Annotated in this window: 28 protein-coding genes (1 of these 28 running past the window's edge); 21 read left to right on the top strand and 7 right to left on the bottom strand. The window is 42.4% G+C overall.

The features are described from left to right. The 5 genes in view from thiL to tsaD are tightly spaced (at most 1 nt apart) and all read left to right on the top strand, a layout consistent with a single transcriptional unit that may run on beyond the window. On the top strand, positions 1–196 hold the end of the coding sequence (gene thiL, locus ACXADP_RS19015; protein ID WP_474972227.1) for a thiamine-phosphate kinase. It extends 791 nt beyond the left edge of the window; the window shows 196 of its 987 coding nt (coding positions 792–987); its start codon lies beyond the left edge, outside the window; its stop codon occupies positions 194–196. Further along, positions 197–652: a tRNA (adenosine(37)-N6)-threonylcarbamoyltransferase complex ATPase subunit type 1 TsaE gene (tsaE, locus tag ACXADP_RS19010; RefSeq protein ID WP_474967202.1), complete on the top strand. Its 456-nt coding sequence runs from the start codon at positions 197–199 to the stop codon at positions 650–652. Continuing rightward, complete coding sequence (tsaB, locus tag ACXADP_RS19005; protein ID WP_474972226.1) at positions 649–1,335, top strand: tRNA (adenosine(37)-N6)-threonylcarbamoyltransferase complex dimerization subunit type 1 TsaB; 687 nt, start codon at positions 649–651, stop codon at positions 1,333–1,335. Before tsaE ends, tsaB begins: the two co-directional genes overlap by 4 nt. A 1-nt stretch (position 1,336) precedes the next feature. Beyond that, a complete protein-coding gene (rimI, locus tag ACXADP_RS19000; RefSeq protein ID WP_027955823.1) occupies positions 1,337–1,780 on the top strand; it encodes a ribosomal protein S18-alanine N-acetyltransferase in 444 nt (147 codons plus the stop codon). Then, complete coding sequence (tsaD, locus tag ACXADP_RS18995; protein WP_474972225.1) at positions 1,777–2,820, top strand: tRNA (adenosine(37)-N6)-threonylcarbamoyltransferase complex transferase subunit TsaD; 1,044 nt, start codon at positions 1,777–1,779, stop codon at positions 2,818–2,820. The genes rimI and tsaD overlap by 4 nt, the downstream gene beginning before the upstream one ends. 326 nt (positions 2,821–3,146) lie before the next feature. Here tsaD and ACXADP_RS18990 read toward each other — a convergent pair whose 3' ends face one another. Continuing rightward, entirely contained in the window at positions 3,147–5,081 is a 1,935-nt protein-coding gene (locus ACXADP_RS18990) for an ABC-F family ATP-binding cassette domain-containing protein (RefSeq protein WP_474972224.1), read from the bottom strand. A gap of 159 nt (positions 5,082–5,240) precedes the next feature. Between ACXADP_RS18990 and moaC the strand changes: the two genes are divergently transcribed. Continuing rightward, positions 5,241–5,729 (top strand): cyclic pyranopterin monophosphate synthase MoaC, encoded by a 489-nt coding sequence (gene moaC, locus ACXADP_RS18985; protein ID WP_474967206.1) that lies wholly within the window; start codon positions 5,241–5,243, stop codon positions 5,727–5,729. Positions 5,730–5,743: 14 nt separating this feature from the next. After that, on the top strand, positions 5,744–6,403 hold the full coding sequence (locus tag ACXADP_RS18980; RefSeq protein WP_474967207.1) for a redox-sensing transcriptional repressor Rex: 660 nt from the start codon (positions 5,744–5,746) through the stop codon (positions 6,401–6,403). 38 nt (positions 6,404–6,441) lie between these two features. Here the strand turns inward: ACXADP_RS18980 and ACXADP_RS18975 are convergent, their stop codons facing one another. Next, a complete protein-coding gene (locus tag ACXADP_RS18975; protein ID WP_474967208.1) occupies positions 6,442–7,263 on the bottom strand; it encodes an SDR family oxidoreductase in 822 nt (273 codons plus the stop codon). Positions 7,264–7,449: 186 nt separating this feature from the next. Between ACXADP_RS18975 and ACXADP_RS18970 the strand changes: the two genes are divergently transcribed. Then, a complete protein-coding gene (locus ACXADP_RS18970; protein ID WP_474972223.1) occupies positions 7,450–8,859 on the top strand; it encodes an MDR family MFS transporter in 1,410 nt (469 codons plus the stop codon). A gap of 101 nt (positions 8,860–8,960) precedes the next feature. On the opposite strand, the gene ACXADP_RS18965 is transcribed toward ACXADP_RS18970, so the two are convergent. Both ACXADP_RS18965 and ACXADP_RS18960 read right to left on the bottom strand, forming a co-directional pair. Next, positions 8,961–9,158, bottom strand: a complete 198-nt coding sequence (locus ACXADP_RS18965; protein WP_474967210.1) for a YdiK family protein — start codon at positions 9,156–9,158, stop codon at positions 8,961–8,963. A 4-nt stretch (positions 9,159–9,162) separates the two neighbouring features. Next, positions 9,163–9,873, bottom strand: coding sequence for a lysostaphin resistance A-like protein (locus ACXADP_RS18960; RefSeq protein WP_474972222.1), 711 nt, complete (start codon positions 9,871–9,873; stop codon positions 9,163–9,165). Positions 9,874–10,134: 261 nt separating this feature from the next. Here ACXADP_RS18960 and groES point away from each other — a divergent pair, with 261 nt between their 5' ends. From groES to ACXADP_RS18940, 4 genes are all read left to right on the top strand, one after another. Further along, positions 10,135–10,419 carry a co-chaperone GroES gene (groES, locus tag ACXADP_RS18955; protein WP_027955522.1) on the top strand — a complete coding sequence of 95 codons (285 nt, stop codon included), beginning with the start codon at positions 10,135–10,137 and terminating at the stop codon, positions 10,417–10,419. 50 nt (positions 10,420–10,469) lie between these two features. Next, positions 10,470–12,104 carry a chaperonin GroEL gene (groL, locus tag ACXADP_RS18950; RefSeq protein WP_474972221.1) on the top strand — a complete coding sequence of 545 codons (1,635 nt, stop codon included), beginning with the start codon at positions 10,470–10,472 and terminating at the stop codon, positions 12,102–12,104. Between the two features lie 353 nt (positions 12,105–12,457). Next, on the top strand, positions 12,458–12,907 hold the full coding sequence (locus ACXADP_RS18945) for a Panacea domain-containing protein (protein ID WP_474972220.1): 450 nt from the start codon (positions 12,458–12,460) through the stop codon (positions 12,905–12,907). A gap of 69 nt (positions 12,908–12,976) precedes the next feature. After that, positions 12,977–14,782: a hypothetical protein gene (locus ACXADP_RS18940; RefSeq protein WP_474972219.1), complete on the top strand. Its 1,806-nt coding sequence runs from the start codon at positions 12,977–12,979 to the stop codon at positions 14,780–14,782. Between the two features lie 122 nt (positions 14,783–14,904). Here ACXADP_RS18940 and ACXADP_RS18935 read toward each other — a convergent pair whose 3' ends face one another. Beyond that, positions 14,905–16,077, bottom strand: coding sequence for a tyrosine-type recombinase/integrase (locus tag ACXADP_RS18935; RefSeq protein WP_474972218.1), 1,173 nt, complete (start codon positions 16,075–16,077; stop codon positions 14,905–14,907). A gap of 27 nt (positions 16,078–16,104) precedes the next feature. Further along, complete coding sequence (locus tag ACXADP_RS18930) at positions 16,105–16,608, bottom strand: ImmA/IrrE family metallo-endopeptidase (protein ID WP_474972217.1); 504 nt, start codon at positions 16,606–16,608, stop codon at positions 16,105–16,107. A gap of 171 nt (positions 16,609–16,779) precedes the next feature. On the opposite strand from ACXADP_RS18930, the gene xerA reads away from it, so the two are divergent. The 4 genes from xerA to ACXADP_RS18910 all read left to right on the top strand — a co-directional run bounded on the left by xerA (position 16,780) and on the right by ACXADP_RS18910 (position 21,733). Then, a complete protein-coding gene (gene xerA, locus ACXADP_RS18925) occupies positions 16,780–17,622 on the top strand; it encodes a site-specific tyrosine recombinase/integron integrase (protein WP_474972216.1) in 843 nt (280 codons plus the stop codon). Between the two features lie 923 nt (positions 17,623–18,545). Further along, positions 18,546–19,049 carry a GNAT family N-acetyltransferase gene (locus ACXADP_RS18920; RefSeq protein ID WP_474972215.1) on the top strand — a complete coding sequence of 168 codons (504 nt, stop codon included), beginning with the start codon at positions 18,546–18,548 and terminating at the stop codon, positions 19,047–19,049. Positions 19,050–19,261: 212 nt separating this feature from the next. Further along, entirely contained in the window at positions 19,262–19,537 is a 276-nt protein-coding gene (locus ACXADP_RS18915; protein ID WP_474970548.1) for a hypothetical protein, read from the top strand. Between the two features lie 1,170 nt (positions 19,538–20,707). Next, positions 20,708–21,733, top strand: a complete 1,026-nt coding sequence (locus ACXADP_RS18910; protein WP_474972214.1) for a DNA/RNA non-specific endonuclease — start codon at positions 20,708–20,710, stop codon at positions 21,731–21,733. 147 nt (positions 21,734–21,880) lie between these two features. Here ACXADP_RS18910 and ACXADP_RS18905 read toward each other — a convergent pair whose 3' ends face one another. Next, a complete protein-coding gene (locus ACXADP_RS18905; RefSeq protein WP_153464115.1) occupies positions 21,881–22,282 on the bottom strand; it encodes a helix-turn-helix domain-containing protein in 402 nt (133 codons plus the stop codon). A 168-nt stretch (positions 22,283–22,450) separates the two neighbouring features. Here ACXADP_RS18905 and ACXADP_RS18900 point away from each other — a divergent pair, with 168 nt between their 5' ends. The 5 genes from ACXADP_RS18900 to ACXADP_RS18880 all read left to right on the top strand — a co-directional run bounded on the left by ACXADP_RS18900 (position 22,451) and on the right by ACXADP_RS18880 (position 24,922). Next, positions 22,451–22,693 carry a helix-turn-helix transcriptional regulator gene (locus ACXADP_RS18900; protein WP_474972213.1) on the top strand — a complete coding sequence of 81 codons (243 nt, stop codon included), beginning with the start codon at positions 22,451–22,453 and terminating at the stop codon, positions 22,691–22,693. A gap of 18 nt (positions 22,694–22,711) precedes the next feature. Beyond that, positions 22,712–23,035, top strand: coding sequence for a DNA-binding protein (locus tag ACXADP_RS18895; protein WP_474972212.1), 324 nt, complete (start codon positions 22,712–22,714; stop codon positions 23,033–23,035). A 91-nt stretch (positions 23,036–23,126) separates the two neighbouring features. Next, complete coding sequence (locus tag ACXADP_RS18890; protein ID WP_474972211.1) at positions 23,127–23,621, top strand: helix-turn-helix domain-containing protein; 495 nt, start codon at positions 23,127–23,129, stop codon at positions 23,619–23,621. 30 nt (positions 23,622–23,651) lie between these two features. Then, a complete protein-coding gene (locus ACXADP_RS18885; RefSeq protein WP_474972210.1) occupies positions 23,652–24,671 on the top strand; it encodes a DnaD domain-containing protein in 1,020 nt (339 codons plus the stop codon). Positions 24,672–24,688: 17 nt separating this feature from the next. Then, a complete protein-coding gene (locus tag ACXADP_RS18880) occupies positions 24,689–24,922 on the top strand; it encodes a hypothetical protein (protein ID WP_237648674.1) in 234 nt (77 codons plus the stop codon). The last annotated feature ends 112 nt before the right edge of the window (positions 24,923–25,034 follow it).

Raw genomic sequence — 25,034 nt, 5'->3', positions numbered from 1 at the left:
GCTGCTAGGCACAGTACCGGAGAAGGATTGGGATGTCGTTGAAAAAGCAGCACAGTCCGTAGGTGTCCGTTTGACCAGGATTGGAAATGTGGAGCCTATGAGGTCTGACAGTCCCTCTGTATGGCTCACCAAAGACGGAAGGCGGGAGAGACTTGACGCCTCCGGGTATACACACTTAAAGGAAGAGGGTGAGTAAATGACTGCATTCGAATGGAAAAGCAGTTCAGTAGAAGAAACGAACGATATGGCTGTCCGGCTTGGAGAGAAGCTGACTGCGGGTGATGTACTCACCCTTGAAGGAGACCTCGGGGCGGGGAAGACGACGTTTACGAAGGGACTTGGAAAGGGTCTCGGTGTGAAACGGACCATTAACAGCCCGACTTTTACGATTATTAAGGAATATGAGGGGCGCGTGCCTTTTTACCATATGGACGTTTATCGTCTGGAGGACAGTGATGAGGATCTCGGCTTCGATGAATATTTGGACGGCGGCGGGGTTACCGTTGTGGAGTGGGCCCAGTTCATTGAGGAATACCTTCCAGAAGAGCGACTGGATATCACAATCCGGTATCTGGATGATACCGTCCGCGTCTTTCACTTTGAAACAGCCTCTCCTCGATTGGAACAGGTATGTAAGGAGATTTTGTCATGAATATTTTAGCGATCGATACTTCGAATTACGTAATGGGAGTCGCGGTTCTTAGAGACGGTGAAGTCGCCGGGGAATACGTGACCCATATGAAAAAGAACCATTCCATCCGTCTGATGCCTGCGATTGACCAGGTGATGAAGGACACAGGAATGAAACCGGAAGAACTGGACAGGATCGCTGTCGCTCACGGACCTGGATCCTATACAGGTGTCCGCATCGGACTGACGACGGCGAAAACGATGGCATGGTCTCTTGGAATTCCTGTTGTCGGTGTATCCAGCCTGGAGGCGGCTGCACGTCAGGGAGCCTTTTTCCAAGGATATATCAGCCCGTTTTTCGATGCCCGGCGCGGTTTAGTGTATACCGGGTTGTATGACGGAGAGATGAACCTAGTGAAAGAGGAGCGCAACCTGCTGATGGAGGACTGGCTTCAGGAGCTGAAAGAGCAGGGAGAAAAGGTGCTGTTTATCAGTCAGGATACAGCTGTGCATAAGGAACGGATCCTTGAAGTGCTCGGTGACCAGGCTGTCATTCCGGCCGCACCTTACCAGTTCGCTAGACCTTCCCTGGTCGCAGCTGCTGGAGCTGACAAGGAACCGGGGCCGCTGCATGACCTTGTCCCGAATTATCTCCGCCTTCCTGAAGCAGAGGCCAAATGGCTGGCCCAGCAGGAGAACAAGTAAAATGGCGTCCGTCCGGCGAATGACCATTGACGATGTCGAAGCTGTGATGCAGGTGGAGAAAGCATCTTTTGCTGTGCCGTGGTCACAGGAAACATTTGAAAAAGAAATGACCGACAATCCATACTCCTTCTACTATGTTGTGGAAGAGGATGAGAAAATCATCGGATATTGTGGATTGTGGTTAATTATCGATGAAGCGCATATAACCAACATTGCCATTCTTCCTGAGTACCGTGGATACAAGTACGGGGAACTGCTCTTCGGGCATACGTGCCGGGAAGCCGTCGAGCGGGGAGCTGTACAGCTTTCCCTTGAAGTCCGTGTCTCCAACATGGCTGCCCAGCATCTATACCGGAAATTCGGTCTTGTTCCCGGTGGTGTACGGAAGAGGTATTATACAGACAATGGAGAAGATGCGCTCGTTATGTGGGTGGGATTAAAATGAACGAAGATCAATACATTCTTGCGATTGAAACGAGTTGTGATGAAACAGCCGTCGCTGTCGTGAAAAATGAAACCGAACTGATTACAAACGTCGTTGCCTCACAAATAGAAAGTCATAAGCGCTTTGGCGGCGTCGTCCCGGAAATCGCGTCAAGGCATCATATTGAGCAGATGACCCTCACGCTTCAGCAGGCACTGGATGAGTCGGGTATGACGATTGATGATATGGATGCGATTGCTGTGACAGAAGGACCGGGGCTGGTCGGCGCGTTATTAGTCGGTGTGAACGCCGCGAAGTCGATAGGTTTTGCCAAGCAGAAGCCACTCGTTGGTGTGCATCATATCGCCGGCCATATCTATGCGAACCGTCTGGAAAAAGAATTTCAGTTTCCACTGCTGGCGCTCGTCGTTTCCGGTGGACACACAGAGCTCGTACTGATGCGCGAGCACGGTTCGTTTGAGATTATCGGGGAAACGCGCGATGATGCCGCAGGAGAAGCCTATGACAAAGTGGCCCGGACGCTGAAACTTCCCTATCCAGGTGGGCCGCATATCGACCGTCTCGCTCATGAAGGGGAAGAAACGATTGATTTTCCACGGGCATGGCTCGAGGAGGGTTCCTACGACTTCAGCTTCAGTGGATTGAAGTCAGCTGTCATCAACCGTCTTCATAAGGCGAAGCAGCGTGGGGAAGAGTTAAAGGCCGAGGACGTTGCGGCCAGCTTCCAGGCAAGTGTTGTCGATGTTTTATCTACGAAAGCTCTCCGGGCTGCGGAGGAATACGGTGTGAAACAGATGATCGTTGCTGGTGGGGTGGCCGCCAACAAAGGGTTAAGAAAAGCGTTGGAGGAAAAATTCCAGAACAGTGAGGCAGAACTGCTGATTCCGCCCCTTCATTTGTGTACGGATAATGCAGCAATGATTGCAGCAGCTGGTGCCGTAGCTTTCAATCAAGGCCATCGTTCCGGCTGGGATTTGAATGCCAACCCCGGGCTCGATCTTGAAAGGTACGGAGCAAGGAAAACAGGCTCTCCTTCCTAAAGGGGAGCCTTCTTTTGTTCAGTTATCCACATGTGTATAAGTTCTTTTTCCAGTAAAAGGCTGTGGGCAAGTAGATATTGGAAAGAAAACGTTACCATTATACGTGGATAAGTACGGGTTTTTCTGTGGATAATGTGAATAACCCTGTTGAGAACTGTAATTACGCGTGTGGATCTGTTGAAAACTTTGTGGATATTGAATAGTGGTTCACAGGGTTATGAGAAGGATCGCAGGTTGTCGGGAATTTTCTCGGCAGTTCATAAAAAAGACCGTTCCTTTTTTATAGTCTAAAAAAAAAGCCGGCGTATGAGCGCCGGCTTTCTTGTTTACTCATGAAGAGCTTCCCATTCTTCCATTAAAGCTTCTAAACGAGCATTCTTTTCTTTATTGTCTTCCGTAATCTCAAGAGAGCGTTCGTGGTCCTGGTAAATATCCGGATCACAAAGCAGTTCTTCGTTTTCTTCCAATACAGCTTCTACTTCTTCGATTTCCTTTTCGATTTCAGCAATCCGGCGGTTTTTCCGGCGTTCCTCACGCTTCGCAGCTTTATCCTCTTCAAAGCTGTTTTTCGGAGCCGCCTGCTTTTCCGCCGGTTTTTCCTGGGCACGTTCGGCTTCTTCCAACTGCTGCAGTTCGTATTCTTCCTGCTTCTTCTCCACATAATAGTCATAGTCCCCGAGGAACAGGCGTGTGTTCTCCGGCTTCATTTCCACGATTTGATCGGCAATCTTGTTGATGAAATAACGGTCGTGGGAAACGAACAGCAGAGTGCCCGGGTAATCGACGAGTGCCGCTTCCAGGACTTCTTTACTGTCCAGGTCCAGATGGTTGGTCGGCTCGTCGAGAATGAGGAAATTGGCTTCCTGCATCATCAGCTTGGCGAGGGACAATCGTGCTTTTTCCCCACCACTCAATGCGGAGACCGGCTTCAGCACGTCCTCCCCGGAAAACAGGAAGTTGCCGAGAATCGTCCGGATATCTCTTTCATTTTTCATCGGGTAATCGTCCCACAGCTCATTCAGCACCGTTTTCTTAGACTGAAGTTTGAGCTGTTCCTGGTCATAATAGCCAATCTGGACGTTTGTGCCGAGGAGTTTTTTCCCTTTCGTCCCTTCCAGCTCACCGACAAGCGTCTTCAGAAGGGTCGTTTTTCCGACCCCGTTCGGTCCGACGAGTGCTACAGAGTCCCCGCGGTTCAGATCAAGCGTCAGGTTATCGAATAAATAGGACGAGCTGTCCGAATAGCGGAAGGCATAGTCTCTCAACTTCAGCACATCATTGCCGCTTCTTCTCGCAGCCTGGAAACTGAACTTCGCTGACAGGTTGTCTTCTTTTGGTTTGTCGAGCTTATCCATTTTCTCGAGCTGCTTGCGGCGGCTCTGCGCCCGTTTACTCGTTGTGGCCCGGACAAGGTTCTTCTGGATGAAGTCCTCCATCCGTTTGATTTCTTCCTGCTGCTTTTCAAAGCGTTTCATTTCCTGTTCGAAGTCGGCTTCCTTTTTCTTTAAATAATCGCTGTAGTTGCCATGATATTTCTTCGATGATTGAAAAGCGATCTCGTATACGGTATCGACGATTTTATCCAGGAAGTAGCGGTCGTGCGAGACGATGACCACAGCACCGGGATAGCCCTGAAGGTAGTTTTCCAGCCAGCTCAGCGTATCAATGTCCAGGTGGTTGGTCGGCTCATCAAGAATCAAAAGATCGGGACTGGTCAACAGCAGTTTCCCGAGTGCCAGCCGTGTTTTCTGACCGCCACTTAATGTAGAAATCGGTGTAGTCCAGTCAAAATCCTTGAAGTTAAGTCCGTTCAATACGGCTCGGATATCGGCTTCATAGTGGTAGCCGCCGGCAGTCTTGAACTGCTCCTGCTTCCGGTCGTAGTCCTTCAGCAGCTGCTGATAGCGGGTCTGATCTTCCACCAGGGCGGGATCGGCCATCTGCACTTCCATGGAACGGAGTTCTTTCTCCAGTGATTTCAAGTGGTCAAAAACCTGCTCCATCTCGTCCCAGATCGACTTTTCGGACTGCAGACCTGTATGCTGCTCCAGGTATCCGACCGATGCATCTTTCGGTTTGAACATATCTCCGGAATCGTAGCTCATCTCTCCGGCCATAATCTTCAACAGGGTCGATTTTCCTGCCCCGTTCCGGCCGACGATGGCAAGCCGGTCATTCTTTTGTACTTCCAATTTAATATTCGTTAAAATCAACTCGGCGCCGAAACGCTTCGTCAGTTGATTCAGCTGCATGAGAATCATGTCGTTTCACCTCGATGAACTAAGTGTATCTTATACGGATACCTGCTAGCAACAGAATGCCCCGTGTGAAAAGCGATCGTTGACGACTCCGGATTGATTTTTTGGTAGAATAAGAGTAGTGTTTCAATCAGAACCATGTAGAAAAAGGGGAACGTGCCAATGGCGGAATTTAGTCATTTCAATGAAGAGGGCCGTGCCCGGATGGTGGATATATCCGGCAAGGAAGATACCGTAAGGACAGCGGTCGCCTTCACAAGTGTAGAAGTGAACAAAGAGATTTATCATAAAATTACAGAGCGGACGATGGAAAAAGGGGACGTTCTGTCTGTAGCCCAGGTAGCCGGGATCATGGCAGCCAAAAAAACCCCGGACTGGATTCCGATGTGTCACCCTCTGCCGTTGAAGGGTGTCGATATCTCCTTTGACTGGGAGCTTGATGGAGAGAAACCGCGTTTGATCATCGAGGTTTCCGCCAGGACGAAGGGAAGCACGGGTGTGGAAATGGAAGCGCTCACGGCTGCATCTGCTGCTGCTCTTACAGTTTATGACATGTGTAAAGCCGTTGATAAAGGGATGGTCATCGGACCGACGTATTTGTCGGAGAAGACCGGTGGCAAAAATGGCGACTATAAACGAACGGATCGGTAAAGGAGGTCGGAGCCATGGATATGGAACAAGCAAAAATTCCACAGGCGACAGCCAAGCGGCTGCCGCTGTATTACCGCTTCTTGAATAACCTGCACAGTCAGGGAAAGCTGCGTGTATCATCGAAAGAGCTGAGTGAGGCGGTGAAAGTCGACTCCGCTACGATCCGCCGGGACTTTTCCTACTTCGGAGCACTCGGGAAGAAGGGCTACGGCTACAACGTGGAATACCTGCTGTCCTTCTTCAGAAAGACGCTCGATCAGGATGAAACGACGAAGGTCGCCCTGATTGGTGTAGGGAATCTGGGAACGGCTTTTCTGAATTATAATTTTACGAAAAACAACAATACGAAAATCGAAATGGCTTTTGATGCCAACGAGGAGCGGGTCGGTACGGAAGTCGGCGGTGTCGAAGTGCACCACATCGACGACTTGGAAAACCAGCTCGGTGACCTTGAGGTGGCCATCTTAACAGTACCGGCATCTGCCGCCCAGGGCATTGCCGAACGCCTTGTAGAAGCGGGTGTGAGCGGAATTCTCAATTTCACGCCGGCGCGGATCAGCGTTCCATCGCGCGTGCGGGTGCATCATATCGACCTTGCGATTGAACTGCAGGCACTCGTTTACTTCCTGAAGCATTATCCGCTGATGGAGGATGAGCCGCTGGATGAAGCATAAAAAAGACTTAGAGCGTCGTCTGCTCTAAGTCTTTTTTATTACTTCGTCGTTTCTTTCCAGCTGTTGTCCATCAGCATTTTACCCGGCCACGTGTAGGCGGTCAGTCCGCCGTCCACAGTAAGATCCTCACCGGTAATGAACGAGCTTTCCTCAGAAGCGAGGAAAAGGGCGGCGGAGGCGATTTCCTCCGGCTTTCCTAACCGGCCCATCGGTGTCACCCATTTCTGCGCCTCCCGGAACTCACGACCTTCCTCTTCTTTTTTCGTACCGGCAAGTTCATCAACGAGCGGCGTTTCAATCGTTCCGGGGGATACGGCATTCACGCGGATGCCCTGACGTGCGTAATCAATCGCCATGGCCCGGGTGAAATTGGTGATTCCGCCCTTGGCTGCGTTGTAGCCGGAACGATCCAGGTCAGCCGCCTGTCCCGACATGGATGATGTATTGATGATCGAGCCACCATTTTCGAACATAAGCGGAAGTAGATATTTACTGACTAAAAAGGTGCCGCGGAGGTCGACAGAAATGATCTGGTCGAACAAATCGACCGGATATTCGTGCACCTTGCCGCCTTCTTCATCGACACCGGCGTTGTTGAACAGCACATCAATCGTTCCGTACGTTTCCTCTACATAATTGGCAAAGACGCGGACACTTTCCTGCTCGGATACATCCAGGGCGTAGGATTCCGCCTGCCCGCCATGGATGTTGATTTCCTCCACAGTTTTGCGGACATCCTCTTCATCGACGTCAGCACAGATGACGCGGGCGCCCTCCTGGGCAAAAAGCTTCACGGTAGCTTTCCCGATTCCTGTCGCGGCTCCTGTAACGACTGCCGTTTTATTGTTTAAACGTCCCATATGATCTTCCTCCTTTATTCGTCTGGTTGTATGGTACCCAGGGGTTAAAGACTGGAAACATAAGGGAACGCTTACACCGCTCATTTGATGAAAAACAAACTGGAACGGCCGATGGAAGGGTTAATCCGGCTGCGAGGTGGTATAGTAGATAATAGTGTACGAATCGACAGAAAGTGAGGGACATCTATGAGTAAACTGCCGAATAAATGGCTTGTCGTCATATCGGTTTTGTTTGGAACGTTTACCGTCATCTTAAATAATAGTATGCTGAACCCGATTTTACCGCGGTTCATTGAAATCTTTGATTCCAACGCCGTAGCCGTCGGGTGGATTTTAACGATCTTCATGGTCGCCATGGGGATGACGATGCCGCTGACGGGCTATTTCGGAGACCGGTTCGGGAAAAAGAAAGTCTACCTGACCGGTTTGTTTATTTTCATCCTTGGGTCGTTATCCGGATTCTTTTCCTCCACGCTCAGTATGGTGATCATCTCCCGGGCGATTCAAGGAATGGCCGGGGGCTTGATGCTGCCGATCGCCATGGCGCTCATTTTCAACTCGTTTCCGAGACATGAGCGCGGACTGGCCGTCGGTGTATACGGGGTTGCGGCGATGGTCGCTCCGGCGATCGGCCCGACCGTCGGGGGGCTGCTGATCCAGTATGTGGACTGGCCGTGGCTGTTTGCCTTTAACATTCCATTCGGACTGACGGGGCTGATTCTATCCGCGAAGTTTCTGGAGCGGACGGAAACGCATCCGGAGAAAAAGTTCGACCTTGTCGGGTTTCTTATCATTACCTTAGGTATCGGATCCGTGTTGTTTGCGCTCGGACGGGGGCGGACACTGGATAAATTGATGGATCCGCTGAACCTGACGCTCGTGGTGGTCGGCTTACTGGCGATCGTCCTGTTTGTTTTTTACGAAAACCGTCAGGACGACCCGCTTCTCAATTTATCGGTCTTCAAGGTGCCGACCTATTCCGTGTCCATCCTTGTCACCTCGGCTGCATCGATTGGATTATTCTCAGGAATTTTCCTGCTGCCGCTGCTCATTCAAAATGTCTACGGCTTGAATGAAGTCATGACAGGACTGTTGTTCCTGCCGGCAGCCGCGGCGAGCGGGGTGTTCATGTCGATCGGCGGACGGATACTTGATAAAAAGGGACCGAAGTACGTCGTTCCGCCGGGTCTTGCGATTATGGCCCTGGCGACACTGGGTCTTGGGATGCTGAAGCTTTCCACCCCATACTGGATGATTCTCGCCTTGAACACGGTTCGCGGTCTCGGCATGGGGATGGGGAACATGCCGGCGACAACGTCGGGGATGAACGCCATTCCTGAGCATCTGGTCGCACAGGGAAGTGCGATGAACAACATCATCCGGCAGATCTCCTCCTCGCTCGGCATCGTCTTTTTCTCTATTTATTATGAAGTCCGCCGCGCGCAGATTTCCGCAGGAGGAGATATTGATATGCAGGCGGCCACCCTGCAGACATTAAATGAAGCTTTCCTCGTGTCGGCGGTTGTGCTGCTGATTGCGCTGCCGTTTTCCTTTATTCTGAAGGGCGTTCCGGATGAGGACGAAAAACAAGCATAAGTAAAGGGCTTGTTCTCACCTGGAACGTATGTGGAAGCTTGCCGCGGGCACGGCCACCTTAATAAGCATAAAAAAACGCAGGCATCGCGCCTGCGTTTTTCTTATTTCTTCGTATTCTTAATTTTGTTATGAAGGTTGTATAAACGAACGGCCACGGCAATGTTGAAGGTGGCGACAAGCGACAAAATGATCGTCGTTGCATTCCAGATCGTTTCAGCCGCTGCCTGAGCGGCAATATACGTAAAGGCAATCCCTAAGGAAAAATACAGCAGCGCCATGAATAATGGAGATGTTTTCATAAGTTTAGAATAACCCTCCAATGAAGATCGTCTCGACCTGCTCCTGCATGCGGCGGATATCTTCCTCTGTCAAAAAGTACTGGGTGGCGACAACAAACGAGTTCATCGCCATATGAGCCACGATTGGTGTAATAATTCGTTTTGTTTTGACGTAAAGGAAGGCGAATACCACACCCATGGAGAAGTAGACTAACATGTGCTTAAAGTCGAAGTGGAACGCACCGAATACAAGCGCGGAAACAAGAACCGCAAGCAGGAAGTTCGTGCGTTTGTAAATTTCTCCAAAAATAATTTTACGAAAAATAATCTCTTCTGTAATCGGAGCGAATACAACAGGGAGTAGAATGAAAAGCGGGGCTTCCCGGGCGATTTCCATCAAGCCCATCGTATTTTCCGAACCGGCCGGCACACCGAACACCTCACGTTCAATGGTGGCGGCAATCGCCTGTGCGAATAAAGCGAGAAACACCCCGGCGATCGACCAGAGAATGACTTTTCCGGCACCGGCTTTTTCATCGCGTGCGTACGTATTCTGTCTTTCCGGACGGAGCAGCAGCAGAATGATCAATGTCGCGATCGTAAAGCTGACGACAGACCAGATGGCAATCGCGTCAAACTGCTCAAGTCCCGCAGCCATCAGAAGCGGAGCGAATACAACTGTGGAAAGCTGTGTCACTACATAAGTTAAAATAATATACCAATATCGTTTGGGCATACGTTTACGACTCCTTTTATTCAGCAGCAGGAATACTTCCTGCACTACATACTTTATGTATTTTATCACAGTTTCAAAACCACACGTAAGCGATACGCAGGAACGTGCGATTTTTGTCGAAAAACTTGGATAAATTTCTAGAGTTTCTACTTGAAAAACAGTAGTGAATTGATTATGATAAGAATTGTGTTAGCACTCACCTATGTCGAGTGCTAATAAACGACTAAAATCTGAACAACCATATCAAGGAGGGTGTCCTAATTGTTAAAGCCACTTGGTGATCGTATTGTCATTGAACTTGTTGAAGAAGAGCAGACTACTGCAAGCGGAATCGTACTTCCGGATTCTGCGAAGGAAAAGCCGCTGGAAGGTAAAGTTGTTGCTGTCGGTAACGGCCGCGTAACCGAACACGGTGAGAAAGTAGCACTTGAAGTCGCAACCGGCGACCGCGTGATCTACTCCAAATTCGCAGGTACCGAAGTGAAGTATGAAGGCAGTGAATACTTGATTCTCCGCGAATCCGACGTACTTGCTGTCATTCAGTAAATTCTTCAAAATTACTTAAACATACGATATTAATGAGGAGGGCATTTTAAATGGCTAAAGAAATCAAATTTAGTGAAGACGCACGCCGCTCCATGCTGCGTGGTGTAGATACATTAGCAAATGCTGTTAAAGTTACACTCGGACCAAAAGGACGTAACGTCGTTCTTGATAAAAAATTCGGTTCTCCACTCATTACTAATGATGGTGTAACCATCGCAAAAGAGATCGAGCTGGAAGACCATTTCGAAAACATGGGTGCTCAGCTTGTATCTGAAGTTGCTTCCAAAACCAACGACGTGGCCGGTGACGGTACGACGACAGCAACGGTTCTTGCTCAGGCGATGATCCGTGAAGGTCTTAAAAACGTAACATCCGGTGCGAACCCTGTCGGTATCCGTAAAGGAATCGAGAAAGCGACAGCTGTAGCAACGGAAGAGCTTCGCAAAATCTCTAAGCCGATCGAAGGCCGCGATTCCATCGCGCAGGTCGCAAGCATCTCTGCTGCTGACAACGAAGTCGGCCAGTTGATTGCTGAAGCTATGGAGCGCGTAGGTAACGACGGTGTTATCACGATTGAAGAATCCAAAGGCTTCAACACTGAGCTTGAAGTGGTTGAAGGTATGCAGTTCGACCGCGGCTATGCTTCTCCTTACATGGTCACTGACCAGGATAAGATGGAAGCGGTTCTTGAAGATCCTTACATCCTCATTACAGATAAGAAGATCAACAACATCCAGGAAGTTCTTCCTGTTCTTGAGCAAGTGGTTCAGCAGTCCAAGCCGCTTCTATTGATCTCTGAAGACGTTGAAGGCGAAGCACTTGCTACACTTGTAGTGAACAAGCTGCGCGGTACATTCAATGCGGTAGCTGTTAAGGCTCCAGGCTTCGGTGATCGTCGTAAAGCGATGCTTGAAGACATTGCGACACTTACGGGCGGCCAGGTCATCACAGAAGATCTTGGTCTTGAATTGAAGAATACAACCATCGATCAGCTTGGACGCGCGTCCAAAGCGGTCATCACAAAAGAAAACACAACCGTTGTCGAAGGTGCCGGAAACCCTGAGCAGATCTCTTCCCGTGTCGCTCAAATCCGTGCCCAGGCAGAAGAAACGACTTCTGAATTCGACAAGGAAAAACTGCAGGAGCGCCTTGCAAAACTTTCCGGCGGCGTAGCTGTCATCAAAGTCGGCGCTGCTACAGAAACAGAATTGAAAGAGCGTAAACTACGCATCGAAGACGCCTTGAACTCTACTCGAGCAGCTGTAGAAGAAGGCATCGTAGCCGGTGGTGGTACAGCGCTTGTCAACATCATTACCTCTGTCGAAGGCCTTGGCCTTGTCGACGACGAAGCGACAGGTGCAAGCATCGTTCTACGTGCGCTTGAAGAGCCGGTACGCCAGATCGTCCACAACGCAGGTCTTGAAGGATCCATCATCGTTGAGCGTCTGAAAGGCGAAGAAGTCGGTGTCGGCTTCAACGCAGCCACAGGCGAATGGGTAAACATGGTTGAACAGGGTATCGTTGACCCAACCAAAGTAACTCGTTCTGCGCTTCAAAACGCAGCTTCCGTAGCCGCTATGTTCTTGACGACTGAAGCGGTTGTAGCGGATCACCCAGAAGAAGATAACGCTGGCGGCGGTATGCCGGATATGGGTGGCATGGGCGGTATGGGCGGCATGATGTAAGCTGTCCTCAAACCCTTTGATAGTTAAGGATTTGAATTCCTTTAAATGAATATTGACTGGATTTTGACTGGATTTTCAAATCCTTCAACCATTATTAAAGTAGCCCCTTACAAGTTCATTTAACTTGTAAGGGGCTTTTTTATATCTTAATCCATAATAAGTTTGTTGTTAAAGAATAAACTAATGTACAATCAAATACTGATCTAATTCCATACAATAAGGAAAACGGTGTTTTATCATTTAATGAACGGCTTTGAATTAATTGCGTTAAATTCATTCATTTTCTGAAAACATTTAGGTTATACAAACGCAATAAATTATACTATAATTAAATTAGATAGGAGGAGATACTAATGGCATGTGTACAAGACGTAGCAAAATACTTTTTAAGTTTAAGTGAAGTAAGCACGCCTTTTGCTATTACTCCGTTAAAACTACAAAAGCTAGTGTACTATGCTCAAGGAATTCATTTGAGAGATAACCCTGAGCCTTTATTTGAGGAAAATTTGTTGGCTTGGGACCATGGTCCTGTAAATCGTTTGCTTTATGACCAATATAAACAGCGAGGGTATTTAACTATAAACCCTGAGCCTTTTCCTAATGCCAATGAAGAGTTAACAGATGATGAAATTAGATCTATTGACGAAGCATGGGAGCAATATGGTCAATTAGATGGGAAAATCTTAGAGGAATTAACACATCAAGAGGATCCATGGTTGTTCACACCAAGAAACCACGTTATCCCTATAGATGTGATAAGAGAGTATTTTATAGAGAATCAACCGTTAATGTTAAATATTTGAGGCGCTCAACAAGCCTCAAATTTTTTTGCGCATTAATAATTCCTTATTTTTCCATTGAGGAGCTTGGCAATGAAACATCATTTTAATCGTAGGTATTTTTATACATATTCTAGTTGGCTTTGGCATGAAATTTCAAGGAAATTAGTTAATAAATCAACAATATTTTTATTCTTAACAGTAGCTTTTTCTGGTTTCTTCTTATTCCATACTTCACTTCCCGGGAACTTATCACAAGTACCCTTGTCCATCTCAGTATGGTGGGTAAACACACTAGGTATTGAGAATGTAAATGATGTGATTGTTAAAAGAGGAATCACTACAGTCATTAGTTCTTTGACTCTAATTATTTCTCTCTTGTCAGCAATATATGTATTTACACATAGAGAACAAAAGAATGTGTCTCCTTCTGCCTCGACAGATAATCACAAAAATGGACTTGTAATATTAGTAATAAGTTTAATGATATTTAACGTTGTATTTGGCAGCTCAATTGTTATGGAATATAACGGTCTACTTTCATCTAGCAGTTATGTTGAGTCACTGCAGATTACCAAATCTCTTTACTCTAGAATAGTAGTTCTATGCATATGTCTGGGTATCTTAATATATTTCATTGATCAGATCATAAGATATTTATTTAAAACTATAAGTATAGATAGTATGTTGGCTGATTCAGTAAATTCTACAGAGAAATATATTGATTTATTAAAGTACACTCATAGAGATAAAAAGTTCGAGGGGTTCTTAGACGAAAGGTATAGAAAGTTCCATTATAGTTTGGAGAGTGTTTTTCAAAACCTCAACTTTGCAGCTGAGAATAATATGAACAAAGAATTTGAAGAGAATATTGAGAAGTTCAAAAAGTCTTTTCGAAAACTGGATCAAAACATTGAGAAATATAACATAAGGAATGTTTCTACATATCTTTTAAGAGAAGATGGGGTGAAATTTACAAATGCTTACAATTCCGCATTGCGAAGTAACCTTTCTTTAATTAGTATGTTATTAAAGAAAAACCAGTACACAAAGGCAAAAAAAGCTGTTTCGCTTTACTTTTCAATGTATTTGGAAAGTGAAGAAAAACTGAAAAAAATCTTTAAAATTAGCCTTCATGATTTCCTTGATATTATCGATACTGATGATGAAAGGCAATTGATTATTTTTTCTGATGGATTAAAAGAAATATCTAAAGAGCATACGCTAATTACTTATAAATTTCTTTTAATGAAACTCATAAACAAGAATAGGATAAAGAATTTAACAAACCTTGTTTATGCCTCTGATGAATACAAAGGTAATAAGTTTCTTGAACGTTCTCAACTAGTGATACTTCTTCAGAACCTAATAAAAAGTATAGAAATATCTAATTATGCTATAACCGGCTTTATGGTTAAATTTCTTGTGACTAATTTCTCTGGCAAAGATATAAATAGAGGCCTTGTTAGTTTAAAGAGAAATAGGTATGCTTTTAGCAGTGTTTTAGAAGTAGATGAAGAAATTGAAGGCATCAACGAAAATAGTATTTACGCAATTAAAATAAATGATGAAACTTTTGACTACTGTTTCAAAAAAGCATATATTCTTCTTTTTTCACAGCATTTATACTCTTTGAAAAATAACTTGTGGTACACAAAGAATAGCTCAGAAGTGGGAAGAGAAATTATGCTAGGAACAGAATTTAAAGATTGTAGTTACTGTGAGTATATGGTTAAAAAGATAGAACGTGCTTCTGGTCAGTATGGGTTATTATTCTTTGAGGATTATTTTGTTATGGGGGAGGTTTATAGTGAACTAAATATTTCACCTCCAAATTCTAAAGAAGATATGAATATCCCACAAATCTTTGGTTTGCTAGTAAATAAGCTATTTAAATAAGAAAACAGCAGATGTAATTTTTCTGTGTTCCCTTTACTCACATCTAATAAGAAAAGCAGAATAAACAATGTTCGCTTAGCGTAATTGTTTATTCTGCTTTTTTTTATTAGATTATATATCCTTTAATCCAAAGCGCCTTTCATAAGTTCACTAAACTTCTCTGATGCCTTTTGTTCCATATTCTTAGTAATGTGAGCATAGATATTCATTGTAGTATTGATATCTCCATGACCTAATCTTTGCTGAATTTCCTTTGTCCCTACACCTGCCTCAATTAAAAGAGAGGTATGAGTGTGCCTAAAGGAATGTGGTGTAACATTCTTCTCGATTCCACTAAGCTTTAAAAGACGTCTCATCCGGTTTTCAACCGTTTTTATAAAATCAGGATAACCCGGATTATTAATTTCTTTTGCAAATACAAATCCAAAGTCATTGTACAGATCACCAAGAGCCATTTTAATTTCTTTTTGGTAAGTTATATGCTTTTTAAATTCATTCATCACTTGCTTGTCCATTTTTAACGTCCGTATAGATCCTTTTGTTTTAGGAGTGAGCAGCTGATAACCCTTCGTATTATTATTAGGATTGTAATAGGTTTTTGTAATGCGGATAGTGTCATTAGTGAAGTTCACATCGGTCCATTTAAGTGCCAGCATTTCTCCAACGCGCAAGCCACTATAAGCGAGGGTGAGAAACATAATAAAGTCCCTATCTAATCCCTTTTCCTTAGCTGTTTTTAAAAAAGTTATCAGCTCATTCTTTTCTAAAAATTTTATTACCTCTTCATTCTGCTCAATTTCCTCCACCGTTTCAATTTTCTTTGGGATTTTTGCGAATTCACTTGGGTTTGTTTTAATAAGGTTATATTCTAATGCCTTCTTAAATAACATTCGGCCAGTAGTATGGATCCCATCCAGGGTATTATGGGCGTATCCTTTTTCGTGTAGGTCATCAAGAAATGCTTGATAATGTTTTCTTGTAATATGAGATAACTTCATTTTTGAAAAATATCTTCTGAAGTGCTTCAATTCTTTAGTACGTGCACGATGCGAGCTAACCTTAGAATTTTTAGCATAGAAATTAAGCCATTCATCAGCAAATTCGTTAAGAGTAATATTGTTTTCTTCCACAAAGGAACCTTCTCTTAACTCCTTTTCTATTTCCTCTGCTTCGACTCTTGCGTCTGATTTTCTTGTGAAACCACCCTTGGACTTTGTTCTTCTTGTTCCGGTGACTGGATCTAACCATTCTAATTGATAGGACCACTTGTTACCTCTTTTTCTTAGATATGCCATAGTATTACCTCCTATCTAAACTGTAAGTTATAAAATGGTTTTGACTGGTACAATAGGACGTCGCTTTATTTTTTCCAGTCGTTCTTGGCATATATCTAACGGAATATTAAAATCTCGAGACCATACATCAATGATTTCAGGATCATTCAACGTATACTCTTTAATCATGTGATAGGGTAGCGAGGCATAAAGAGTGAAGTGCCTTGCATCTCTTTCTTGAAGATCATAAAAATCTTTAGGCATTATTAACTGCCTTCCAGCATGTCTCAATGCGTGGCATAGCTCGTGGAAGAATTGCTCTCGTTGGTTTATCTGGGGAAGGCGACTATCTAAAACAATTTCTTGAAACTTCCCTACTTTCATATAACTAGCTTGAGTCGGTCTACATTGAACAAAGATTTGGTTTTCATATCCAATGTTATGAACACTTAAGTCAGTGGGTTCTTTAAAATTGTGATTTTTATACCACTGAGTTACAAGATCTTCTAAAATTGTGGTTGTGTAGCAAGGAAACCTCAAACTAATCACCATCCTTATAAGCATTATACGAACAAGTGTTCTATCATTCAATAAATAATTACAAAAAATGGATTAATTAAAGGGGGATTAGGATTACTTATTCTGCAAAGAAACTAAAGTATAGGAATTTATCTTCAGAACCATAATGAAGTTAAGATTCATAGTTTTGGAGAGTGATAGAAAATGTTCCTAACAGAAGCTTGGGAAAAGTATTATGTCGATAAAAAGATTGAAGGTTACTCGCTACTAACACTGAAAACATACTGCTTACAATTCAATATGTTGGTGAAATACTTTGGAGATGTTGATACAGAAGAGGTGGCTATCGATCAGCTAAAGAGTTACTTGGTTGAGGTGGGCGGACATCTAAAATCCTCTAGTCTTGGAAACAAGGTTCGTTTCCTTCGATCTTTTTTCAAGTGGCTACATGAAGAGGGTGTTATTAATGAAAATCCAGCTATTAAATTAAAAGAACCTAAAGTTGGCAAGAGAATTCCTAAGTTTCTAACGGAGATGGAAATTGAGCAACTAAGGGACTCGTGCTTAACTTCCCTGGAAAGGGCACTTTTCGAATTTTTTTATTCAACTGGTTGCCGTATCGGAGAGGTAGTAAACCTGAATAGGGAGGATATTAATTTCTCAGCAAGATCGGTTATTGTAAAAGGAAAAGGAGATAAAGAAAGAGAAGTCTACTTTAGTATTCGTTGTTCTCTATGGCTACAAAGATATATAGAGGAGCGCAAGGATCATGATGAATGTTTATTTATTACCGAGAGAAGACCAAAAAAGAGAATGAGCATTGAAATTATCCGATATATTATTAAACGGATCTCCATTCGCGCTGCTATTAATAAAGAAATACATCCTCATCAATTAAGACACAGTTATGCTACCCACATGCTTAATAATGGAGCGCCAATTGAAGTAATCCAAAGCTTGTTAGGGCATGAGAAAAGTGAAACAACTAAAATATATGCACAATTAAGTGGTAAATTAAGACAGGATTTCTACAGTAAATATTTCTAGAGGGCGTGCCTATTCCAAATGGTGCGCCTTATATTGTTGTAAGCGAGGCTTGTAGATAAGAGAAGGATTTGAAATAATTGGTATTAAGTAACATCTTGAATATCTCGAAACTGAGTCTTCCAGAAACGGGCAGGTTTCTGTAAGACTCAGCTTCGAGATATTAGCCACATTTGAAACGATGTCTGTACTCATTCGTATATGGATTAAAACACTTTTGAGGAGTGGTAGTTATCTTAGACCTTGTGGTATTTGTTGCAGTTGCCGTTGGGGGTGGAATAATTGCACTAATTGGGCTTTTGGTCATATTAGGGAGTAAAGTTGTTGAACCTAATAGAGATTTGAAGCGAAAAGTGGAGCGTCTGGAAAGTGAAGTTAAAAGTCTCAAAGATAAAAGGTGAATTAGAAAGTAGTGGTGAACTAATTGGTAAAAAGCAAATTATTGATTCAAAGTGTATTAGTTCTGCAAATCATATGGTTTGTTATGTTTTTAACTAATTTGCTTGGATACATAGGTTCTAGAAATGAGATAGTACAGGACATCGTATGGTTAGGAATACCGATAATCGGTATTTTTGTTTCATTGAAATTTTTATTTGAGAAACGTTTTACTTTTCTAGGCACACTGACTATAGCTTTATCTTTAATTATCGTTTCCATATGGTTTTTAATATCTGGATTAAGTAAAATGTGAAAATTAATTTCTTTTGACTAACAGGTATCTTTGTTGAAAGTTAGTACGACGACTCAAAATCAAGTCTTACTGAAACGGGGGCGATTGTTCAATAAGAACGATTGCATTTTAACTACATGGAATATCATTTGTGAAAAATTGAGTTGGATAAGAAAACGAATATGATCTGTATGGCCATAGGTTACAAACTAAACAGTTGCTATTACACATTCAATAGAAGGGGAATAATTATATGCCATTTGTCAAAACTGATAGATTAACTTTAGTTACTTTCACAACCGAAATGATGAAAGCCTCTTTATTCAGTTATAGAGAGCTTGAAAGAATAACAAGTTATAATGTGCCCGCTGAATATCCAATGGATGATTATAAAGAATTACTTCCTTACAAAGTTGAACGATTTAATCAGTATCCTGAAGAGAATGAGTGGGAAGGGATTATTATACATACAGAAACTAACACGATTATTGGAGATATGGGGTTTAAAGGTGGACCAAACGAACATGGAGAAATGGACTTAGGATATAGTATTCTCCCAAGATATCAAGATAATGGATATGCGAGTGAAATGGTCATGGCCATGGTTCGTTGGGGGTTGAAACAACCAAAAGTTAAAAAAATTACAGCAAGCTGTTCTAATGAAAATTACGCTTCTATACGAGTGTTAGAAAAAAATGGATTTTGGCAATGTGATAATGAGGACGATGAAATCTATTGGGAAATTGACCAAATCTAAAATATACTTAATCAACGGTATAGCTAAATTATATTGAAATTCATTAGTTTATCTCGAATTCAAGTCTTATAAAAACGGGGGCTTATCTGCAGTAATGATAAGTCTCTTTTTAGTGAGAAAGGATTGAGTTCCTCGCCCCTATTTGAAATAATTGGAATTATGTAAAAGCTGAATGTTTTAATCAACACACTAGCATTAATTAAGGAGGTACTATGAAGAAAACATTATTAGCAATATCAGTAATTGTTAACCTGATTTATTTAATTAACGTATTTGTTGGTTTCGGAATCAGACTGTCTAATGTAATGAATGTTATTTTGGGATTGATATTTGTAGTAAGTATTTTGGGGGCAATATATTTCTTAGTACGATCAAAACAAAATTCGGGCTATCACCCTTACCTGTCACTTGCTGTGCTTACATTAAGTATAGCTTCCTTAGGATGGTTTGCTTTTATAAATTATTTATCTTTAATAATGGGAGGGTAGGTTTCGTATAATGTCTACATCTCGAAATCGAGTCTTAAACAAATGGGGGCGCGCGACAAGTTCTGCTATAAGCGCATTTTTGCGTGAAAGGCAGGAAGTTTATTTGTTTAAATTTCAACTGTACAACGGAGGATGGGAATGAAGGATCCATGTTTCCCGAAACCATCCCGTCAACACTCCTGCATGCGTTGAGACGGACAGGTCTTAGGGTGTGGAGCACAGGTAGATTGGGCAGAACGAAGGCTGAAGCCATTAGGTATGCTGACGGATATGCCCCACGGCTGAAAAACTAGATAGGATGAGAATCGTTCTTTGAGATAGGAACTGACGAACTTCCGAAGGTAAGGGTCTAAAGTTTCGAACGTAAGGAAACTTACGTGTCATCTTACGATGACGTGAGTGGTGTGGAGTAAAACTGCCCCCTATGAAAGACGCTATACCGAACCATGGCGGTATCGAGCTCACAGGCTTACAGGAAGCATCTACGTCTAGTATGGATAGCTACGTTGTATGGTACTTGGAAAGCAAGGAACGTTGAACCAAGGGCTGTCACCTGAAACGGTTGCCATAAGGCATAAGCTGAAAGGCATTTATCTTTGTGAGGGCAGGGGTATGACCGAAGAATCTTCTGTAATGGAAGGGGAGGAACAGCCCCAAGTCTAGCGAATGGAACGATGGTTTTACAAGCGTGCATTGCACCGATCGGGTAGGAAAGTGGGAACATCACTCAGACAAGGGGAGATGCCACAGTGCAATCTTTCGAGCAAGAGGTTTTCCGTCATAGACTTCTCTGGTTGAAGGTAACGAGTAACTTATCATCATAGTACATATCGTTAGATGGAGCGCCGGATGCTGGGAAACTAGCACGTCCTTGGTGTGGAGCAGGGGAAAAGCTGGAGATAATGTCAAAGGCTTACCTATTGCTAACGATTGTTCAATAAGAGCAATCTCTTTTTTATTAACGGGCAGTATTTTTCAGTAAAAAATCACCAAAAAATGAGCATTTACTGTAAAATAATATTAGACCTAGAATTGTGTTAAATAAAAAGCTTAACTTAATACTTTGCCTACAACCTACAAATGTATAATAAGAAAAAGTAGGACATGTTAGTTTATTAGAATTTAATGAATGAAGGTACAGAGCGGAAAAACTATGTAGGAGTGTCCAAAATGAAAAAGAAAATAAACTATTTAACTTTACTTTTGATGATCTTTTTTATGATTGGTTGCACCAATGCCGAAGATCCAGCCACTTCAGAAGGAGAGGTGGAAATAGAAACACAAGAAGTAACCGCAGATGATGCAACGAAAGATAATGAATCAGACGGAGAAACAGATATACAAGAAGGAAATTCATCTGCTGATACCACTACTAGTGGTGAAAAAGAAGAAAGCACTGTTGTTGAGGAGGAACCCACAGAGGAAGACTCAACTGAAACACAAACACAGGATGACCTATTTTCAGGATATGAACGACTGGAAGTAGATGGTGGAGACCTCAGTGGAGATCGAGAAGCGAATGTTGTCGTGGATATTGGATTTGGGGACCGGGAATACTGGGCTTTCACCAATAAGCACGGTCAGTTGGTGAGAGTTGTGGCGGAGGAAATCATCTTGCAGGACGACGATACAGAGCCGGTCGTCTCATCCGGAAGATACTTCTGGGACGAAGCTCAAGTGCCTGGGGTCGAGAGTGACCAGTTAGATCAAGGACATGTCATTGCGGACTCTCTCGGAGGCGTCTCCAATGCTTATAACATTACGCCTCAGGAAAGTACGCTGAATCGCCACGGGGATCAAGCCTACATGGAAGATGCCATCCGGGACGCCGGGGGCGCTACTGATTTTGAAGCCATTATCACATATCCTGATACGAACACACAGATTCCTTCCCATTATGAATATACTTATACGATACAAGGCAATGAGGTTGTCGATACCTTCGATAATCTCAATCCGGATGACGTCAATGAATCACTTGGACTCACCGGAGACGACTCCTCCGATTCATCCGATTCCAATGGTTCCACCGGGGCCACTGAAGAAGGGGATGTTTCTAGCGTTGATGCAAATGGTAATGGTCAGGTGACGATCCAGGAAGCAAAGGATGCTGGTTTCAGTATGCCGATTACCAGCGACCACTGGTTGTATCAATACATGAGAGATAATGATGGAGATGGTATGGTTGGGGAGTAAATTTTCTGGACGCTGAGAACAAATAAATGAACGCAGAACATATCTGTTTTGCAAGTTTTATATTTATATCAATTTAGAATTCTCTGTAGTAAAGGTTGGTTTCAATAAAAGTCGCCTGAAGTAATAGAGCGTGTCTTCGGATACGCTCTATTTTTTGTTTTCCTGTTCAAGCTCTTTTGACTTTCTTAACAGATATTGAAAATAACTTTCCAACTCCCGAATTTGTTCCGGCCCCATAGCCTTCCATTTTTCTAAATCAAAAAATGCAGCATCTTCAATCCCGTACTTATCCATGAGCTTATTTATTTCATTGATAGTATTGTATTCATTTTCTTTTGTTTGGTTTACTGTAGTCTCAGACCTACCTAATAAATAATCAACACTCACATCTAATGCATTAGCAAGACTAATAAGCATCTCATTTGAAGGTGTACTATAACCATTTTCGTAGTTACTAATTGTACCCTTGGTCGTTTTAATCTTATTTGCTAATTCATTTTGAGTGAGTCCCTTGGTTTTTCTAGAATATTTAAGTCTTTGTGAGAGCATTTTTAGAATCCTTTCACTTTTTTAGGTACAAGATTATTGTACCATCTTTACAGTTATTTATTGATGTTTTTAACTAAAGTACAAGAATCTTGTTTTTATGTGTTGACATACAAGTAACTTGTACATATACTTTTAAGTACAAGTTATTCATACAAGGGAGGTGAAATAATGAAAAATAGACGTTTGAAAGAAGCAAGGATTAAAGCTAACATGAGTCAAACCCAACTCTCTGAATGTTTGGGGTATAAGGGAAAACAAAGTGTAGCTAATTGGGAAAATGGATATTCAACACCAACTCTTAAAGTAGCTATTCGTTTATCAGAACTTTTGGGAAAAGATATCAGTTATTTATTCGGCCAAAAAGTACAAGAATCTCATACTTTTAGTTCTAAAGTATTAAAATCTAATTGAAGAAAGGAAATGATTTAATTGTTTGAAGCAAAATTAAAACCTGAAGCCGATTTTAATAATAAGGTGTACGATATCTTTTATGATATTGCAAAAAAGGCTCAAGAAGATGTCCAAAGAGAAGCAGAGTTGCCATATTTATTGGACCGCACTAAGTTAGCCGAATATGTCTTTAATGTAAGTGTACAGTCATTAGACGCTCATGTTCTAAAGCGAGAAGACTTTCCAAAGATTCATGTTGGAGGTAGAACACTTTATCCTAAAGATTTAGTAATGAGTTGGATTAGAGATCATGTTGAGATCTCCGAAAAAACAGCACCAGAAAGAAGCTTTGGTGTGATATAACTCTATAAATCTATCATAAATTAACCAGAATATAGCTGATGGTACAAAACAAGGGGGGAGTTCAATTAATTATAGTAAGTCTGCAAATTATATGAGAGCAGAGAGAAAGGGTATTAATAAAACACAGCAGCAATTGGCAATTGATATGTTTCAATCTAGGGAGTATATCTCTAAGCAAGAAAGAGGAGAACGGAAGATCCCCCCTGTAACCACCAAATACTTTATCGAAAAATATAATAGTCCATGGCTAGCTCTGGAAGCTGTTAATGAATATATCGGATGGGGGATTACACAGTTAGATAGTATTCCTAGAGCCAATAACGATAAATACTTTCTCCAATTGATATTAGAGAAAGAGTTAAAGGAAGCACTTAGACGCATTGCTCAAGTGAAATGGACAGAAGACTTATATAGTATCCACTCTATGGATTTACAAGACATCCATAGGTCTGCAGATATAATGGCTAGTGTAGTTCACTTCTCTACTGTGTATTTGGCAACTTTGTGTGATGAGTACGATATAAGTTGGTTGAAAATATGGGAAAAACACCACACCTGTTTAAAATCTAAAGGCTATATCATCTGATTATCACATGTATAGAAAGAAGGTGAAATAATGCAAGGGTGGCTGAAGCTTCATCGGAAAATCCTTCATAGTGAAATTTTTGAAAATGAAAAGATGCTAAAAATCTTTATATATTGTCTTACAAAGTCAAGTCATAAAAGTACGGAATCAAGGGTGGGGAGGCAAAGTGTAAAACTGGAACCTGGACAGTTTATATTCGGTCGTAAGAAAGCTGCTTCTGAATTGAATATGAATGAGTCTACTGTTCGTGATTACTTGAAAATACTTGAAGAAGATGGAGTTATTTCTATACAATCCACCAACAAATATAGTGTCATAACCGTTGATAACTGGGCAATTTATCAATCAAACGATGAAGAAAATGACAACAGAACAACACCATATAACCAGCAGAAGAACAACACTTTACCATCAGATAGACAGCAAAAAGACACATACAAGAATGGAAGAGAACTTAAAGAAGTTAAGAATGTAAAAGAGTTTGTTACTACTACTACTTCAGAACAGATGGAATGTCCCATTCAATTTTATCAAAACAACTTTGGCGTTATACGTCCTAAAATTTCAGAAGATATAGTGAGCTGGAGTGAGGACCTTGGAGAACCATTAATCTTGGAAGCTATGAGGCGTTCGTTGGACCGTAATAAACCAACGTGGGGATATGCGAAGAGTATTCTTCAGTCTTGGATCAATAAAGGGATTCGAACATTAGAAGAAGCAGAGACAGAAGAGGTGGAATATAAAAATAAAAAGAATAGAAATGGTTCAGTAACTAATAGGTCTTCTCAAAAGGAAGTAATTCCTGAATGGTTCAACAACCACGGAGAACAAAAAAAGCAGGATATAAATAAACAACCTAGCATTGATGATACAGCTCGGACCATTGAGTTAGCGATTAAGCTAAAAAGATCGAGGGAGAATATTCTTGAATCCATTGATGATCAATATAACCTTTCTGAAGAAGATATAGCTTCTATTCGGGAAGGAAAACGCTCAGCGAAAAATATTTTATTAGAACAATTAAAGCTTAGAGTAGCTGGCGAGCCATAAACATGGGAGGTGGTAAGTTGAAAACCAATAAAAAGCACTTTGCTTACTATGATATTTCTTCACAAGCTGACAATGTAAAAACCTTTGAAGGAAAAAGGTATAATGTGCATGGCATTTGGGCGGTGGATCGCCATGGTACTGCTGAAAAGCTGTCTAGTATCTATTATCGAATTCGAACTGTAAAGGATGGTCAATTTAGAACCATTGCTAAACGTAAAAACCCTATGAGTGAACTGAAACCTGTTAAGTAAATATAACGATTTTAATACGTGTTTAGATAGCACATTTAGATCCTTGAAAACTACATATCTAAGCTAGGAAAAGAAAGGTCACAGAATTTTCCTAGCTGTTGATGAGTGTTGG

The organism is Halobacillus sp. AWH4_228 (genome assembly GCF_056158365.1).
Note: the sequence above shows the minus strand (reverse complement) of the source record. Positions and strands in the feature narration are given on the sequence as shown.

Bases quoted from the DNA above. Each gene is read 5' to 3' on its own strand.
- tsaE (WP_474967202.1), top strand. From the start codon at position 197: ATGACTGCATTCGAATGGAAAAGCAGTTCAGTAGAAGAAACGAACGAT.
- tsaB (WP_474972226.1), top strand. From the start codon at position 649: ATGAATATTTTAGCGATCGATACTTCGAATTACGTAATGGGAGTCGCG.
- rimI (WP_027955823.1), top strand. From the start codon at position 1,337: ATGGCGTCCGTCCGGCGAATGACCATTGACGATGTCGAAGCTGTGATG.
- tsaD (WP_474972225.1), top strand. From the start codon at position 1,777: ATGAACGAAGATCAATACATTCTTGCGATTGAAACGAGTTGTGATGAA.
- ACXADP_RS18990 (WP_474972224.1), bottom strand. From the start codon at position 5,081: ATGATTCTCATGCAGCTGAATCAACTGACGAAGCGTTTCGGCGCCGAG.
- moaC (WP_474967206.1), top strand. From the start codon at position 5,241: ATGGCGGAATTTAGTCATTTCAATGAAGAGGGCCGTGCCCGGATGGTG.
- ACXADP_RS18980 (WP_474967207.1), top strand. From the start codon at position 5,744: ATGGATATGGAACAAGCAAAAATTCCACAGGCGACAGCCAAGCGGCTG.
- ACXADP_RS18975 (WP_474967208.1), bottom strand. From the start codon at position 7,263: ATGGGACGTTTAAACAATAAAACGGCAGTCGTTACAGGAGCCGCGACA.
- ACXADP_RS18970 (WP_474972223.1), top strand. From the start codon at position 7,450: ATGAGTAAACTGCCGAATAAATGGCTTGTCGTCATATCGGTTTTGTTT.
- ACXADP_RS18965 (WP_474967210.1), bottom strand. From the start codon at position 9,158: ATGAAAACATCTCCATTATTCATGGCGCTGCTGTATTTTTCCTTAGGG.
- ACXADP_RS18960 (WP_474972222.1), bottom strand. From the start codon at position 9,873: ATGCCCAAACGATATTGGTATATTATTTTAACTTATGTAGTGACACAG.
- groL (WP_474972221.1), top strand. From the start codon at position 10,470: ATGGCTAAAGAAATCAAATTTAGTGAAGACGCACGCCGCTCCATGCTG.
- ACXADP_RS18945 (WP_474972220.1), top strand. From the start codon at position 12,458: ATGGCATGTGTACAAGACGTAGCAAAATACTTTTTAAGTTTAAGTGAA.
- ACXADP_RS18940 (WP_474972219.1), top strand. From the start codon at position 12,977: ATGAAACATCATTTTAATCGTAGGTATTTTTATACATATTCTAGTTGG.
- ACXADP_RS18935 (WP_474972218.1), bottom strand. From the start codon at position 16,077: ATGGCATATCTAAGAAAAAGAGGTAACAAGTGGTCCTATCAATTAGAA.
- ACXADP_RS18930 (WP_474972217.1), bottom strand. From the start codon at position 16,608: ATGGTGATTAGTTTGAGGTTTCCTTGCTACACAACCACAATTTTAGAA.
- xerA (WP_474972216.1), top strand. From the start codon at position 16,780: ATGTTCCTAACAGAAGCTTGGGAAAAGTATTATGTCGATAAAAAGATT.
- ACXADP_RS18920 (WP_474972215.1), top strand. From the start codon at position 18,546: ATGCCATTTGTCAAAACTGATAGATTAACTTTAGTTACTTTCACAACC.
- ACXADP_RS18915 (WP_474970548.1), top strand. From the start codon at position 19,262: ATGAAGAAAACATTATTAGCAATATCAGTAATTGTTAACCTGATTTAT.
- ACXADP_RS18910 (WP_474972214.1), top strand. From the start codon at position 20,708: ATGAAAAAGAAAATAAACTATTTAACTTTACTTTTGATGATCTTTTTT.
- ACXADP_RS18905 (WP_153464115.1), bottom strand. From the start codon at position 22,282: ATGCTCTCACAAAGACTTAAATATTCTAGAAAAACCAAGGGACTCACT.
- ACXADP_RS18900 (WP_474972213.1), top strand. From the start codon at position 22,451: ATGAAAAATAGACGTTTGAAAGAAGCAAGGATTAAAGCTAACATGAGT.
- ACXADP_RS18890 (WP_474972211.1), top strand. From the start codon at position 23,127: ATGAGAGCAGAGAGAAAGGGTATTAATAAAACACAGCAGCAATTGGCA.
- ACXADP_RS18885 (WP_474972210.1), top strand. From the start codon at position 23,652: ATGCAAGGGTGGCTGAAGCTTCATCGGAAAATCCTTCATAGTGAAATT.